The sequence below is a fragment of the Chryseobacterium nakagawai genome (assembly GCF_900637665.1).
GTDB classification, from domain to species: domain Bacteria; phylum Bacteroidota; class Bacteroidia; order Flavobacteriales; family Weeksellaceae; genus Chryseobacterium; species Chryseobacterium nakagawai.
In genome coordinates this window covers 4327445-4345166 of record NZ_LR134386.1, presented here as the reverse complement: position 1 = coordinate 4345166, position 17722 = coordinate 4327445, and the positions used below count along the sequence as shown (strand labels likewise).

The following is a 17722-nucleotide window of genomic DNA, read 5'->3' as shown; positions in this document are numbered from 1 at the left end:
CAAAAACCAACAAAATATTAAAAATGAGTGATCAAAATTATAGAGCCATTAAATTATTGGAATATATAAAATACAAAACCGTTAAGAGACAGGTTGATCCCAATGTCATTGAACATCTTGGTTTCAGCGGGATGGGGGAATCAGATATTTATGTTTCAAAAGATTCTGATTTGGTAATGCCGGAAGGTTTTACAATTAATTTTAAACTAATTCGTTTCAATTGGGCAAGTACAGCTTTTGACGGAGCTGGAAATATTATTAATGCCAGGAAAGCCCTTTACTTTGAATTCAGTAATGGAACTAATGGTTTACTGAAAGAAAATTGGTATAAAATCTTCACACGTAATGGAGTAGAATACAGAAGGTATATTTTTAATTCGAATTTTTATAAAGAGCAGGTCCAAAAAGACCCAAACGGAGTAGCCAATTGGATCAATACCTACGATAATCAGAATTATATCGAATCAAACGACGGTGGTGGAGATTTTCCAATGTCAGCGGTCATCACAATTAAGAACGATGATATAAACAGGGGAAGATTTGAACAATTTATGAAGATGAGCTACACGGACTGGTCTGTATATTTTAATAATAAACTTCAGCGCTTTTTACTGAATGGTGAAGCAGGATTATTTGATTTTTATCCAACCCAGGTTATTGTAAGTCATCTTTCAAAAGGTACTGCCGGAAATGTAGATAATTCTAAACTCATTCAGGTTTTACAAAAAATTGGCCATGGATGGGGAAACAATATTGGTGAGCTTAGCGGAGAAAGAAGAACCCGGATATTACTCGATATACTTTCTCAGATAAAACCCGAAAATGCCAAAGATATTTATGATGAATTCTTTAATACCCCATCTGAAATATTTTACAACAGTCTCTTAGGCTATATGGATGAGGATTATAGAATTCAATTCATCTTAATGTTGTTAAGGCTCTTTTACAAACAAATGTCACAACAAGATTTACAGGCTTATGAAAATAAGATTGTGAACTTAAAAAAAGATAATATTCTTCCTTTTATAAAGAAAGGTATTAAAGCTCCGAATGCAAAAACAGCGGTTGATATTGGACCTTTTCCTGAAATTGAAACATCTGGTTCTGGCATTTTGCTTAAGCGGGTTAGATTTTATACTTATAAAGCTGATGATCCATCAAGAAAAGAACTTTTAGGAACAGATAATCCATTTAACCATTTACAAAATAAGACCTATGCTTTTAATGAGGTCATTGGAGCACTGGCATGTTTTGATAACCAAGATCTTGGTTTTATGCAGCTTAATGTCTATCCGATACCTGCATTTGCCTTTGAAACTTTTCATAAAACCACGTCTTCATACTATAAGTTTAAAGATCTTATCAATGAATTAGCAGTAAGTGCATGTATTGTATTTCCATATTTTAGGATAGTGCAACTTGAAGCTGTTGCAAGCAACATTATATCATTAGTTTTTGGAGGATTTGGTGCAGTTTTGACAGATGATTTTAAGAATTATCTAAATAATCTATCAAATACCCCTAGTGATCCTCATGGATATGGAAAAAAATTTGTACTTATGTATACTCTTTGTAGTAATTTTTGGGTAATTAAAGATCTAACAATAGTTGCTATAGAAAACGTGAAGGACTTAATTGATGTAGAAAATTTGTTAAGTATCTGGGGATTATTACAAACAGCCGACAGTTTTAAGAACGGAAAGCAGCAGCATAAGGAGGCTTTTGATGAAGTTATTAAAACTATGGATATAATGAAATTAAAATATGAGATTGCGAAAAAGAAAAATAAAATATAACCTAGGGTTAGGTTTATTACCATTATTGGTGGTATTTTCATGTAATTCTTTAGACAAAGATGAGTACAAAATTCTGAATACAGTTGTTGATATGCATATTCATCCCGAAATGGATACGGCTCGGCTTAGAGAAATGTTAAAAATGGATTATCCTGTATTCATAAAAGAATTAAATCTTGCTAAGGAAGAAATGTCAACAATGCCATATACTTTTGCGCTTTCCGATACGATATATCCTGTCATATTGCCTGCTTCTTTAAAAGAAGATCTTCATACGAAATTGTTTTTCTCTGAAATAGAGGACAGATCTGATAAGCCTCTTTTAGCTGATTTTAATCAGTTGAAATTCAAAAAAAATCTGAAAAGAATTCCTAAAGCTGTTAATGGAGCTAATTATATTGGACAATTTAAGCTGCACAGAGTACTTTTTGATAAAACAAAAGAGAGAGCTTATGTACAAATTGAAACCCCTCTTAATAATTATCCGTCATTCGTTGGGATTCCATTTAAAAAAGTAAAAGGAGAATGGGTTGTAGGTGATCAATAAACAGTTATTAAGCAATTAATAATTATTTATTCTCTTTAGAAATTTTTTCAAATAATGATCAACCATAGGTAGAATTTACCTAAGGATGCATTCATACTGTCTAAAAACGACATTAAAAAGTAAATGATCAAATCCTCTTTAAAATGTTAATAAATAAGGTAAAGTAAAGAGAATTTGATGATTAAAAAATTCAACAAAGGATACGGATCATTAATGCTATGAAATCCTTTGATGGAATAAATTTCATTTGCATCTATTTCTAATGATAATCATTAATTTATCAAATCTGTAAACTTAATGTTCAAGAAAGAAAATGGAAGAAAACAGATATTCTGCAATTGAATATCGTGATTGCTTTCATTATTTAATTACTGTATAGGCTTGCTTATACATACTAAAACCAAATACAAAATATTTTATGCCAAACCAACCAATAAAGTATAGGTATTATCCTAGACTCTCATCCATCATTTCCGAAAATGACATTCCGGATATTCTGGGATTCGTGAAGGATGGGATAGTTAATTTGCTTGACCACATCTATTTTAAGGATATGCAGTCAAGTAAAAGTCCAAAAGGGGACTCAGCTTTTTATAGCTTATCAATTGTTTCAAAAAAACTTCAAATAGAAATTCCGGGTACAGAGATTGCTCTGGTACTGAATCCGGATTCTGTTGGAGGTAACTCAAATATTTCATCATTTCCTATTACTGTAGAATATCAATGGAAAGTACTTGCATTTTTAAGAATGTTCAGTGTAGGAAATTTTTCATTTGAACCACAGCAGATATTTGAAATATTGCTTACTATCCTTAATGTTTCGGAAGAACAGGCAATTGAAAATTTTATAGAAATTTTTGTTACCCCTGAAAATCAGAATACCACAGCTCTACAACAGCTTGTAAAGGATTTAAATAAAGCAAATCCGGGATGGGCAACTCCAATTCCCCAACCTTCAGGCTCAACCTCCATTACAGAGGTTGTGCAGCAAATTATTTCTAAGGAAGGAAAAGAAGCTGCTATGGTAGCATTTGCTGCCTATATTCTAAGTAATAGTTCGGGCTTGAGCCTGGAAAAAGTCAAAATCTTTTTCAATAAATTTCTTCCGAATGATCTTGATGAATTTATTAAAGAAGTAGTTCTCCCTAAATTCAGAGCAACACTGATGTTGTCTGCAGCCATTGAGTTTCCGAGAAGTATTTTAAAACCTGTATACCCGGCCAAACATCCATCAACACCTTTGGAACCATTGCCAGAGGATAGTAATGGGGGACCAAAAGTAAGCATTAGCTTCGGAGAAGCCTTATTTTATGCGGATACTGAAAGAGGATTCGGGTATAATATGGATATGGTACTCAATATGAGTTACCCTGCTCAGATTGGAAATACAGGATTCGTAATTGATATTCATAATTTGAAAATCGACCTTAGCAAAACGGAAAATATTGCAGAAGCAGACGCCGATGGAAGACCGAAAGAATTCATGGGTGTGTACATGGAATACACCGAAGTTTTTCTTCCTAAAAAATGGTTTGAAAAACAACAGACCGGACAGACCATTGGAATCTCAGCTAACCATTTACTGATCGGAACGGGAGGATTGTCAGGAAATATAGCAATCCGCCCTACTTATAGTACTAAGACCGTGGGAAATACTACTGAAGTAGTTGATTATTTCGAAGATTTCTTCTTTTTGGATTATAACGGTCTGTCAGTAAAATCTATGGATGGAACTTCAACCAAACAGATTGCGGACAAAGTTCAGTTGCTTAAGTATATTAATGAACTAAATTCTCCTTCAGAGTTGAAATTTGTGTATCCTATGAAGTTGACAACAATCACAGGGGAACATAGAACTTTCGATAAAGAAGAAGATTATTACAAATTTATCGGTAGTCTGAAAATCCAAGATCTTGCTGATGTCAAAAAGCAAACATTATGGTTTAAATTAGGAAAAGATCCTGAAAAAGCATGGGAATTAGGATTCAGTAATTTTGATATTGATTTCCATCAGGGACAGGTCGTACGCTCCTCGTTGAAAGCTGCATTGAAAATCAAAAAGTTTAAAGGCTATGATGGAGAGTCTGACTTAATCATTGCCGTAGACGGAGAATGGGAAAGCAAGGAAAACTTTAAGCTTGCTGCTGCATTCCTTCCAAGTGGTTTGAAAATGAACCTGTTTAAGCTTCTTATCTTCAACCTGCAAAGAATAGAAATTGGTAAGAAAGATGATAACTTCTATATTGAAGCAGATACTAAGATTAGTTTCCCTTCGGGTTCATTCGGAGAAAAACTTTTAGGTGAAGAAGGAATTGATCTACCAGCAATCCGCTATTATGCCAACGGTAAATTTGAAATTGCCGGTGGAAGTTCTATTATCCCAATCAATGTTCACCTGAACTTAGGTCCGGTACGTATGGCCGTTACAGCCATCCATATGGGAACCATCCAGAGAATGTTCAATGGTAATATGCGTACCTATAATTATATCGGATTTGATGGTGGTATTAATATCAATCCACTAGGTCTTGATGTAAGAGGTAATGGGGTAAAATACTATTATACTGCTGATAATGATGAATTCGGTGGAACTAAAGATGATTATTTCCATATTTCAACCTTAGAAGTTGATTTAGTAATTCCGGGAACAGCCAGTGCAAGTGCTGCAGTAGCCATTATCAAAGGGGCTCTTACCATTCCTGAACCAGGAAAATCTACAGAATATAGAGGTAAAGTTTCTCTTCAGCTGCCGAAAATGAATATTTCCGGTTCTGCAGAAATGGCTTTTGATCCTAAATATCCGGGATTCCTGGTAGATGCAAGCGTCGAATTGCCATTCGTGATCCCATTAGGTTCATTTGGTATTTTCGGATTCAGGGGGCTTATCGGATACCGATATGTTGCTCATAAGAAAGCTATTGGAATGACAGAAAATGATACCTGGTATGATTATTATGTACATCCGCAGCGAGGAATCAATACCGATAAATTTATCGGACCTCAGTATACTCAGGAGTATAGCGCACCATTCTCCTTTGGAGCAGGGGCATCTCTGGCAACCTTAGACGGACGTCTTGCTTCATTGCGTGCCATGGTATTGCTTTCAGTACCAAGTATGTTTGCGATTGACGCCGGATTAACGATTATCAGTGAGCGTCTCGGATTGACGGAGGATGACCCTAAAGTTCCGCCATTCTATGCATTCGTTATCGTCGGTGACAATTCACTGGAAATTGGAGCAGGAGGTAACTTCCAGCTTAATAAAAATAACGGGTCATTTATTGATATTAAGGCCGAAGTTCAGATGGGCTTCTTCTTTAAAAATCAAAGGCCATGGTATGTCAATTTCGGAACAAGGGACAAACCGATCAGGGCTAGTCTATTTAAAGATTCGGTAAATATTAAGGCAGAATCTTATCTGATGATTGCTGCCAAAGGAATTGAAGCGGGAGCAAGGGTAGATTTCAACCTGAATTTAATTATTGTAAAAGTGTATGCCGCTATTGAAGTGGGAGCTCACATCAGTTTTGAAAGACCACAGGTAGGAGGATATATTTATGTGGAAGGAGGAGCAGAGATCAATCTTTTCATTGTAAGTGTTGCCTTATTTATCTCGATCTATTTCAGGGTAGAACTTATATTCCCGTTCCTGATCCTGGCAGAATTCAAATTCGAACTCAAGATTAAGCTGGTGATCTTTAAAATTAAGCTTAAAGTTCATTTAAGTATCAAATGGGAGAAAGGAGAGAATAAGGTAGATACGAGTGCTGTACCGCCTCTTACTTATGTATCTGATCCACCAAATGTTGATTATCCGAAAGAAGAGCGATTGAAAAATGCAGTCAAAGGAGTTCACATGCTTACCAATGAAACTTTTGATCTTCCAGTAGTACTGGTTAATGAGGTTCCTACATCAGCAATTAAAGATCATGAAAAACTGCCTATCATTCCATTAGATACCTATATTGATATTAAAATTGAAAAAGGGCTTATTCCAACTACAGCTGCAGGAGAGAAAATTGGAGGACATACAAGCGGAGCGACTGAATTTACAGATCTTATCCCGCCTCAGAAAACGCAGCCGGGAGGCCACGTACTTCGCCAGGTGAAGCACCAGTATTCTATTGAAGATGTAGAAATTAAAATCCTTAATAAACAAGGGAAATGGAATAAATACAATCCTTACAAGGCTGTATTAACCAAAGATGAAGCAGATCAAATCACTAATCTTGATAAATTTAAATTAGGATTCTGGCAGAAAACAAATGATAAGTATGATACCATCAGAATTTTGGCATCTACACCATTCTCATTCTTAGATGCTGCACAACCGGGATGGTTTATTCCTGAACAATACGGAATTACGGCTTCGTCACTATTCTGTACAAAAACAGAAAAAGTATGGCATGAGTCTAATGTAAAAGATAAGGCTGTTGGAACGGTATATTATCCACCGGCAGGAGCACCATATAACTTCATTAACGGAGCCTATTACAACCTTTTAGGAACAGTATCGGACGCTGCGGATTATATGACGGTTTCCAATGCATCCAACCCGCATAATTTTTCTAAATCATTGAAGATTACTAATGGAAATACAATGGTTCTCTTACTTCCTGAAGCATCGGCAAGTATAGAATTATTGCTTTCAACAATGGCCAGCTCAGTGACAGTCAGATACTATAAAGATGTATTCTCTACTACAATTTATCAGAATTATGCCCTGATTGAGGAAGTAACCAAAACTAAAGCAGAACTGGCATCAGAACTGATTTATGAAGCAGCTAATCATGGAGGTCAATATGTAAGTAAGATTGAAATTATTCCATACAATGCCAACCAGCAGGAAATTGATGATATCAATGCACAAATTGACCAGATCTGGGCGAATGCAACAGCCAATACGACAGGTGAGGTAACCAGTGTTGTCCTTTCTCCAGAGCAACAGGCTGAATATGACAAGCTTGTTGAAAAGATGAAAGAATTGAAATCAGGAGGATGTACTACTTCTCAATGCAATGAGCTTGATTTTGATGTAATGCATGTTGAAGATGGATATAATGGATTCTGGGGTAATGGGAACATAAACTTTGATATGTCTAATATAGCCACTAAATGGACAGATTACGAAACTCAATATATGATGATAACCTCAGGGAATACCCCACCATATGTTGACTTCAATACACATTCTGTGATCTTCCTGTTTTTACCTAGCGGTCCTCTTAGTCGATTGATTAAGCATAATAGTGTGATCTCAAAAATTACAGATCAATCTAATGGTATTGATATCTGTTACTCAAGTGATTATCCGAAAGAAAACATCAATAAAGTAGTGATCATTAAGGTAAGTAAAACTACACAAAAACCTCTTAACCTGAAGTTTACTCCTGATTGTGGATGTAATTCTAAAGCAGAACCTTGTACAAAAGATACAAAACTTTGTGATTTCCTTACCGGGCTTATGTATAATCTTAATAAATGCATTGTTTATCAGGGAGTAGATGAAGTAACTCAATTAAGATATAGTTCAAAGTGTTTCTTCATGTTCATCGATGCCATCTACCAGTTTGATAAAGCGTTTCCACAATATAATCTCATCCAAGGAGCAGGATATGTAAGAGACCTTGTAGAGAAGTTGAGAAGCTACCTGAATACTGAAGGTGCTAAAATGTCTGTAGCGGTACAATTAACAAAAGACATTTATGATATCATTTTTAAACTAGGAAACTGTGGATGTGGTGATGATGATGGTAATGGTAATACAGTTAACCTTTGTCATACTTTATTTCATCAGGTGAGATGGATGACCGCTGAAGATTATGAATATCAACAGACCATCCCGTCACAAGATGCTGTAACAGAAGATATGCAGCTGATGCAGGAAGCCATGAGTAAAGTGGTACAACCGGTTTGGAGACCAAATAGTGTATACTATATCAATCTTAAACTGAAAGATAATGTAAATGGAGATACACCTCATATCATTGATTATTATTTCGCCTTTAAAACAGCAGGACCTATCGGACACTTTGAGAAGAAAAATGAAGACTACATTGAAGATCTTAAAGATAAAGATGGAAATAAGATCCCTAATAAGAAGAAGAATATAGATGAATATCCAATTACTTCTCTGAAATCATATATCGATATGAAAAAATCATATCCTAATGTAGACGGAGACCTTTTGATGGCAAAACCATTATTCTATGGTAATGAACAGAGTAAAATTGTCCTATCATTTACTAAGCCTTATATCTATAATATGCTGAAAACATGGGCTGCTCATCATGATACTGAAATAGATGTTGAGGAGATCATCGGAAGTGTTAATATCGCGATTAAAGATCCTATTACAGGTATCAGTATTCCATATCCATTACCTTCGACCTGGAAAAAGCATGAAACAATACCGGTAACTAAAGAAAGCTGGGCAGAAGACGATCCAAATTTACCATTGGGAGTTCAGCAGATGCTTAATTATGTGAATCACGTTAATCAGGGGAACACAGGCATGGCTTGTAGCATTGACCTTGGGAAACCGGTTACACCAAAAGCATATAAATACTCCGTTAAACTGGAGGATCTGAGTCCGGAAAAACTATATACAGCTATGATCTACAATGCCTTTGATGATGACGGAGATGGAAAATATGAGCCACAGCCTACACCAACATTGGAAGATCCTTACAAAGTATATGAAGAGAACCAGAAGATTCATGAGTTTGTATTCAGAACTTCAAGATACAAGGACTTTAAAGAGCAGGTAGAAAGTTATAAGCTAAAAAAATATAATGATAAAAACGAAGTGATTGGACAGAAGGATGCGATCTATGAAGTGAAAGCAGATCTTAAGCCACAACAGCTTAATGACCTTTATATCCTAGCTTCAGAAGGTATTGAGAATCCAAACTTAAAAGGGCTTGCAAATACCTATTCAGAAGTATTTGACAGGGCTTTTGAAGGAGTAATGGGACTAAAGCCATTAAATCCTCCTACCAATACGGAATTTGTCAAAATAGTTAATACCAATAATGATGTGGTGGCATTACTTATCAGGAATCCGGAACCATTTAATGATCCGAAAATTCCATTGAAGAAAGTGAAGGAATGCCTTCAGGTTCTTAATGCAGTAAACGAACATATTGAAGATTTCCAACTTATCTATGCTAAAGACTATTCTCAGATTTTAGTCGTGCATAAGAGCAATAGGATCAAAGATCTGAAATTAAAACTGCAGTTTATGTATAAATACTGGAATGGATCAGTCTACACTGAATTTCCGGGAAGCAGAGTGGTAATCAACGAATTAAAACTAAACAATTAATTAAATCTAAAATGAGTTTTTTAAAAAATCATAATTATATAAGTTCCAAAGGATCAGTTAACTCTTCTACGAGGAACCAGGGGAGGGTAATGCAGGTAGGAAGCATAGATCTATCCGGGCTGATTACAGTCCTTGATGAAAGTGGTAAGATGAAATGGAACAGAGGTTTTAAACCCTCCCAAGGAGGATACACTACCTTTGTGAAGGTAATGCCATTCAAAAACGGTGATTTTGCCGTTGTGGGAATCGATTCCTCAACAACCCCTCTTGTAATGAGAATTAATGTGAACGGAGAAGTACTATGGTGTAAAAAATTTCCTTCGATTGTAACCGATGAAAGACGTATTTATGCTGAAATACTTGCTGATTCTTTAGTTTATATTACTTTTTATAGTGTAAGCACAAAAACCAGTGGAACTCTTGTGTTGGGCTCAGACGGAAGTGTAGAATCAAGAACAAATCTTATTAATAAAGGTAATCCAGGGGCAACCCTGGAAGTTACCGGAATCTCTACCTTTAATGAAGTTGTTCATATCTGTGGTAATGAAACCTATAATGGTGTAAAACGAGGTGTTTCCTTCTACGGACAGGTAAATGAACCGGTACTTTCTGCTCAATATCCATCTGTAAATGATACTCCTGTTGTATTAAACGGAGTTTACTGCCACCCGATCCCACAAGGGAATTATGAATTGCATTGGGGAGGTAAAATTAATAATACTCCTGTACTCTTAGCAGATGTAGCTGGTGCAAGAGCATTTTTATTTAAAGAATGGGAATATCAATCAGTACAATTTATTCATGGCAAAGATTTTTTCTACGCAACTACAGGTGCAGGTTTTAATTTCTGCTATTCTACTTATAATTATAAACCTGTATGGACGCAGCAATCATTAATCAAAGGATTTTATATTGATCAGATTGTAGGAAATGAGGTGACCGTAAAAGGAATACATACTTCAGAGTTTACAGGGCTTGTATCCAGTGGGATTAATACTTGTGTTACCTCACATGTTAATAATGTTGATGTATCGGAAACGTCTTTTAAGCTCCATGATGCACCCTATGGCTATCTCAAATTAGATGTAAAGGAAGAGGACATTAAATTTGATATTGTTACTAAGCCCTACGCTAGTGACAATACATGTGGTACGAATGGCGGTGATGGAACAGAGATTACCTTTAATGAGTTTTCAGGACTGCAGACCCCTAATTTCTACCTTCAGGCTGCAGGATCCAAAGGAGATGACAGTACCAAGGGAATTCACCTGAGATGGGGATTCGGAGGTGAATTGGGAGAAAATCACCTCCCTAAAGGAAAACTTACCGACAACAAAAATAACTTCAATAAACCTGAAGATTTCGTTAAAGTATATAGAGCCCCTTATGAAAAAAATATTTTCAACTTTGATTTTAAACAAGCTCCTCAGCTTATTGATGAAAGTAAGAAGATGTGGGTATATAAGTTTAATGGTGACAAGAGAATTTTGTATGTCTATTTCAAAAATAAAACAAAATACACACAGGTAAGACAATCTGTTGACCCGATGTCGGATCCTCTTAAATTCATGCAGCAATATGGTAATGAAATTGTAGAGATTCTTTGTAAAACAGATATTTTCTTTGCTGCAGAGTTAGAAGTGGAAAATCAACAGTCAAATTCAGTAGTTGAGCTGGAAGCGCTTTCTGTAGCAGACCCGAATAATATATCCCAACAGCAGCTTTCTTATAGAGCACACCCTTATAGTTTTAATGAGCTTTCTAATACCTATTTTAATGCTGAAAATGGAAAGACATTGCGTTTCAGACCTACCAATTGTCTTGTTACCGGGATTAAATTTGAGTTCTATTCAGATTTTATCATCAGCAGAAATCAGGCAAATGCATGGGAATTAATGGGTGAATTCTCTCTTACTGATGAGCGCGATAAGGCTTTTGAGAGACTAGATCCTCTGCCTAAAGAGAATCCTGTTCATGGAGCATGGTTAAGATATAATGATGGCGCGTATGTAAATACAGATAATTATCGTACGAAGTGGGAACATGCCTCTACCGGTCCTTTAGACAGAGATATTCAAACGGTAGTCAAAAGATATGTACAGCTGAGTAATGATCAGCCGAATCCAAAAGCCAATGAAACCATTTCAATCAATCTTTCTCCTACTGGTTCACAACAGGTAGTTGATATTAGCACGAATCTTCCTCAGGATGGAGATATGCAGGTGTCCAATCTCGATATTTTAAATATTGCTGCTTTGGATTACCACGTAGCACGAATGCTGGGATTAGGATATCTGGATATCAATGATGAAGTTTTCGGAAACGAATATATTTATATCACAGAATATTATACCAATAAAAATCTGGATATCAATTCGGATGATAAGACCTATCAGTTGCTCTCTATGTCTCTTCCTGTTTCTACAGAAATTGAAAGGCTTTCGTTGCCTGTAAAACTGATGAAACTGAATAAAGGAATGGATTCTAATAATCCGCAATCTGCCGGATTGTATGATAGCGAAGGATATTCTCATAATGGAAAATACCGTTATATCAGTATTTATAATCTGCAGGTACCAGAACTTGAAGTAAACCCTACATTCTTTGGATCATCTGATAAACTGGATGCCTCTTCATTTACATTCCCGGTATATGCAGGTCTTGAATACCGTGTTGTAGAACCAGGCAAAACAGATGATTATATGTGGATTAAGCCGGAACTGTGCCATGATACCAAATATGCAAATATTGATAATGCAGCAGACTCTTTTGAAACGTTACCGCTTCAGATTCCGGATACCTATGCTCCACTGTATATGCATAAGCAGGATAAAAGTGGAACTTATTTTTACAAAGGATATGGAATCAACTGGTTCTCCAGAGCGCAGATTGGAGGAGAGGAACTGTCAATTGACACCAAGATTAAACCTAACAACAGGTTATTACCTCCAACGACAACAACAGCCTTCCTTATCCAGAAAGAATATCCTGTAACCCTTACTTCTCAGGGAGAACAGGATCGTAGAAATGCAATCGCGGATTCGGATAAAACATTGGTAAGACTTGGTTTTGATCATCATATTTATCAGGATGAAATTGTATATTCTATTCCATTTGATTCTACGCTTCAGGATGGTTACTATCTGAATCCGGATGCAATATTCCCGGATGATAAAGAAGTTATGGCTGATGAAGTGGAAATCTTCTACAGAAATTATACAATGAAAGAGATTTCTGCGAAGGTAGCCAGTATCAATCATCATCCGAATAATCAGCTTTTGGCAGAGATCAAAACGGTAGATTATACCCTTCCAAGTTCAGGGGGAGGAACTCCGTCTGCCCAGCCTTCAATTCCATCAAATATCTTAAGATCGGAAATTCCGGCAGGAACAACTATTAATGATTTTATTGGAGGAATTTTCTTATTAGATGGTGAAAGTTATATCATTAACGGAATTGAAGTACAACCTTCAGGATTGAAATTTACAGTGTTCAAAAAAGCACCAAGTGCGGCTATTATTTCAGGGACTTCACCGGTAATCGATCAGAGCAGCCTCGTACTTCCTACATTCAGTCCTGGCACTGAAGGATTGTTCAATGCCACTGAAAATATGCAGAATACGCCAACCTGGGGACCAAAAAATCCGAACTCATTGAAAGTAAAAATCGGAACCAATGATTGGGGAATTCATAGAGAAATTATTCATACCCAACAATCGGACGGATCTGTTCAGAGATTCCTTGAAAAAAGCAGAGGATTCTGGAAAAATACTGAAATAGAGATGCATTATGAGACAATTGATAAGTATCAAAACAGTGAGGGAGTAGTTATAGATAAACCTGTTAAAGAATATAGGGTTCATAGAGGGGTTTATAAAGTGACATTCCCTGGATTCAAGCTGGCACAACATTCTCAGTTTTCATCCAATTCAGATTCTGTAGAATGGCTGAATGGTATTGTAAGGTTATTTACATTAGAAGATTATAATAATGGAGTTCCCAAAGAATCCAGATCGGTTTTCAAAGTAGTAAAAACAGAGAATATTGGAACAAATAAGGATCTTGTAGTATATATTTATGATGAAAATTTCAGAATTAAAGAAGATACAGCTCACTTACCTATATTTAATTATCATCCTGATGATCTGGCAATAATGATATCTAAGCCATTAACCCCACCAGTATATCTTACTGATCCTGTTATGGGCAAAAATATGCTTGTGAATTATTATCCTTCCTATAGAGTATACCTATATAAGAATGCTGCTAATAATTTAATTGAGGACGTTGTTTTACCACCTGAAAATGAAGATGTAAGATACTCTATCTTTGGATTTAAGAGTGTGGATCATGACAATGTAGATATGCAGGGAGCTCAATATAAGTCTAAATTCAGTGTTCCTGCTGTGATGTTTGCTAACAGAATTGTAGAACCTAAACCACCGAGAAAGCCAAAGGGGTCTCAATATGCGACCAGACCGGATAAATTCGGAAAGTCAACCTATAGCTTTATCACAGAATATGAGCATAAGCCATATTCAGTACAGTTTTTCAGAGCGAATAATGCTGTATTGTTAGCTTCTTTATATGAACCAACAAAGATTGAGGAAATTAAAAACAACCTTAATGCTCTTGGAGGGAATGATGAAGAGTTTTTTACTGACAGATGGATGAATTTTGTAGACTTTGAAATGCTTCTTAATACAACTAAAACAGAATTTGAAGCCTTTCCACCGGATGGCCCTGTGAAATTTACTATGCCACTTCCGAACAGTAAAATATTATTTGAAGCAATTAATTATTTCATTATGAATCATAACGAACATTTTGGGCTACAAGTAGGACAAAGTGGATATGCTAACGTATTGGATGAAATAAAGTGGAAAAATGGAAAGTATCCGATTAATTATCCTGTTATTGAGGCAGTACCGGGTGAGGCAGGTCAGCTGCGTTTAGGTCATTTTATTAAAGAAGCAATGATTAATTGTTTCCTACCACTTACAGAAGTACCTATTATTTATCAGCAGATTCATAATTTTGATTTCAATGATCTGAAAGGACATAGACCTAAAAATAAAAAACAGAATATCAGGGATGCTTCAGGGTATTTACTGCCTACTACACATGATGATTTTGATATGGCTCCAATGGCAGCTGTATACAGCCAAGGTCAGGGAGGTGCTGCTCATTCAACATTGTTTACTGACTTTACGCTTGATGGGGCTTCGGATAATTTCTACTTCTATGGAGTAAGAGAATTGGGGAATCAATTGCAAATGGGAGAGTTCAGTAAATTTCAAGGACCTATTAAACTGGTTAATACCAATCCGGCTGAACCACCAAAGATCTTAAGCTTACTACCAATAGTAGATAATGCTACATTAGGAATTTCTGCCAAAGTAAGAATTGAAGTCAATTCTTATACCGATGTTCACAAGATCAACGAAATCTCTATTTACAGAGCAACCAACAAACTGGATGCAGATTCCATATTAAGTATGAAACACATTAAAACGGTGAAGATTACTGATGTAGAAGTAAACCCTGAAAATGGATCATGGACGGTGTATGATGAATTTGAAGATCTGGATGAAAAACCTTATGGTGATCCACTTTTCTATCGTGTAGTGGCTTCCAGAAAAGTGGAGTATACCACAATAGATTATGCTGTTTCACCTCCTGCAGCTAAAACGGAACAGAAACAGGCTCCGTCATTACCTTCAAAGACTACGGTAACCATGTTGGTAGAAAATTATAATCCGCCGGCACCTGTCTTAAGATATCATTCGGAGCCAGTAGATTCTGATGTGATCAACTGGGTAATCTTATCCTGGGATCAGGTTTGCTATAAAGGGAAATATCACCTTTATAAAATGAGTCCTCTGGGGAACTGGAAAGAAATTGCCAGAATAGATACAGATGAAAAAGATACCTCAAAAGCAAAATTGTATCTGTATGGTAATAATCCGGCAACCAATACTGAAGAATGGTTCTTTGCAGAAGCATTTGATATGACGGGGAATGAGTTTTTCCTTCCAGTTGAAAAATTAGGTCTGGATCCTATGAAGATTAAAGATGAAGAAGGAAGAGTACTTTATCATCATTTCAAAATGGTGTCTCAGAATACATCTAATATGTTCAGTACTGAAGAAAAGATTCTTACGATTTACAAAAAAGAAACCTGGACTGATATCGGTGGAATTTCTCACGATGGAACAGACGGTATGATCTTACAGGGGACTTTCATTGTAAGACCTTAATTAACCCTTCATAAATTAATAAATATAAAATAGTTCCTCCTTCCCAGTAGGAAAAGGAGGAACTATTCACCAAAAAACAAAAATTATGGCAAAAAAAACAATTGCAGCTTTAAAAGAATATTTTAAGGTTGGAAAGAGACCAACAGAAAGTCAGTTTGGTGATCTTATCGATAGCTACGCCAATTTAGACGATAAAACTATTTTCCCTGATAACCATAAATATAAAGATCTATATGTCGAATTTCCTCACCAGCAAGGCGACATGGCGGTGGATGTTCTCTTGGGAAATAATTATCTGAACGGAAGTTTGGAAATTGAAATTACGGGTACGTTTGCTCATCAGACAAGTGTTGGGATTATAAAAAAACAATTTGAGGTTGGCCTTAATCCTGATGGGGGCGTTTGGTATCCCACTACAGCCAGAATTGTAGAAGCAGCAGGAACAATTTTAGATAATATTTACATTGGAGATATTGTATGGGATTCAATAAGAAATGAATATAAACTGACCATTTATCATACAAGTACTAATCAGAATCCATATGCTATAAGAATCAAGCAGTTTTCTTATGAGAAAGCATTTGTAGATCAGGCTAGACTTTCGGATATATATGTTAAACCATTTATTGAACAAAAAAAACATTCGGTATACTATAATGGAAATCTTGGATTAGGAACAGATAATCCAAAGTCTAAACTGGATGTTTGGGGGAATGTTCTTGCCGGCAGAAGTGATGCTACGGAAGGAATTAATGCATTTGCCATCCGTTATGAAAATGGATCTGTAAATAACTGGGGTTCATTAAGAAGTGGTGCGGAAACTTATATGAGTTACGGAGTTAAAGCTGATAATAAAACAGCGTATGGCTGGTTATCAGGTAATGGATCTTACGCAGGCTATAAAACGGCGGTAACTGTTGGTGGAGAAGGAATTAAGTTTTTATCTTCTAGTTATCAGCAGGCAGCACAGGATTCACCGGTTGCTCTTTCTGAACTTATGAGAATAACACCCAATGGAAGTGTAGGTATTGGTACAGAAAATCCACAACAAAAACTGGATGTAAGAGGATCAATTGTATCACAGGTAGGGAGTAATGAAGGTGGATCTATCTTTTTTCAGAATCCCAATAAAACAGCACCCGGAACCGCTCACCAATGGGCAATCTATAATATGACCGGAGGATATGGCAACGGATTGCAATTCTGGAGCTACGCCGCAGATGGTAATAATTATGGTTCCAGAATGATTATTGCTGATAATGGGAATGTGGGGATTGGAAACGCAAGCCCTCAGGCTAAATTGGATGTTGAAGGAGGAATTAATATTGCTGCAGGATCTCCTATCCAGTTAGGTGGAAATACTTCATCTCATGGCCTAAAATATAAAAGACAAAACAGTGATAATTCTTTGCTGGATGGCCCTTTTCTTTATGGTTGGACAGGAGGTGCCTTAGGAATTAAGAAAGGTGATATTGAATTCAATGTTTTAAATTGGAAAGAAAGCGGAAATGTTGCTATCCAGGGGAAGTTAGAAGCAAAAGATGTAGTCATTACACAAACTCCTACAGCGGATTATGTTTTTGCTTCAGATTATCATTTAAGAGGAATCAAGGATCTTGGAAGATTTATTAATGAAAACAAGCACCTCCCGGAAATTCCTTCTGCAAAAGAGATGACGGATACAGGGCTTTCCGTGGCAGATTTTCAGATAAAACTCCTACAGAAAATTGAAGAAATGTCACTGTATATCATTTCTTTAGACAAAGAGATTGATGTTTTAAAATCAAAATAA

Annotated in this window: 5 protein-coding genes; all 5 read left to right on the top strand. The window is 36.1% G+C overall.

Features of this window, described 5'->3' with window-relative positions:
* Positions 1-23: 23 nt before the first annotated feature.
* Positions 24-1796 carry a hypothetical protein gene (locus EL260_RS19490; protein WP_123857183.1) on the top strand — a complete coding sequence of 591 codons (1773 nt, stop codon included), beginning with the start codon at positions 24-26 and terminating at the stop codon, positions 1794-1796.
* Positions 1765-2343, top strand: a complete 579-nt coding sequence (locus EL260_RS19485) for a hypothetical protein (protein ID WP_123857182.1) — start codon at positions 1765-1767, stop codon at positions 2341-2343. Before EL260_RS19490 ends, EL260_RS19485 begins: the two co-directional genes overlap by 32 nt.
* 418 nt (positions 2344-2761) lie before the next feature.
* On the top strand, positions 2762-9670 hold the full coding sequence (locus EL260_RS19480; RefSeq protein WP_123857181.1) for a vWA domain-containing protein: 6909 nt from the start codon (positions 2762-2764) through the stop codon (positions 9668-9670).
* Positions 9671-9681: 11 nt separating this feature from the next.
* The gene (locus tag EL260_RS19475) at positions 9682-15930 is read left to right on the top strand and encodes a hypothetical protein (protein WP_123857180.1); all 6249 of its coding nucleotides are present in this window, start codon (positions 9682-9684) and stop codon (positions 15928-15930) included.
* 85 nt (positions 15931-16015) lie between these two features.
* Entirely contained in the window at positions 16016-17722 is a 1707-nt protein-coding gene (locus EL260_RS19470) for a hypothetical protein (RefSeq protein ID WP_123857179.1), read from the top strand.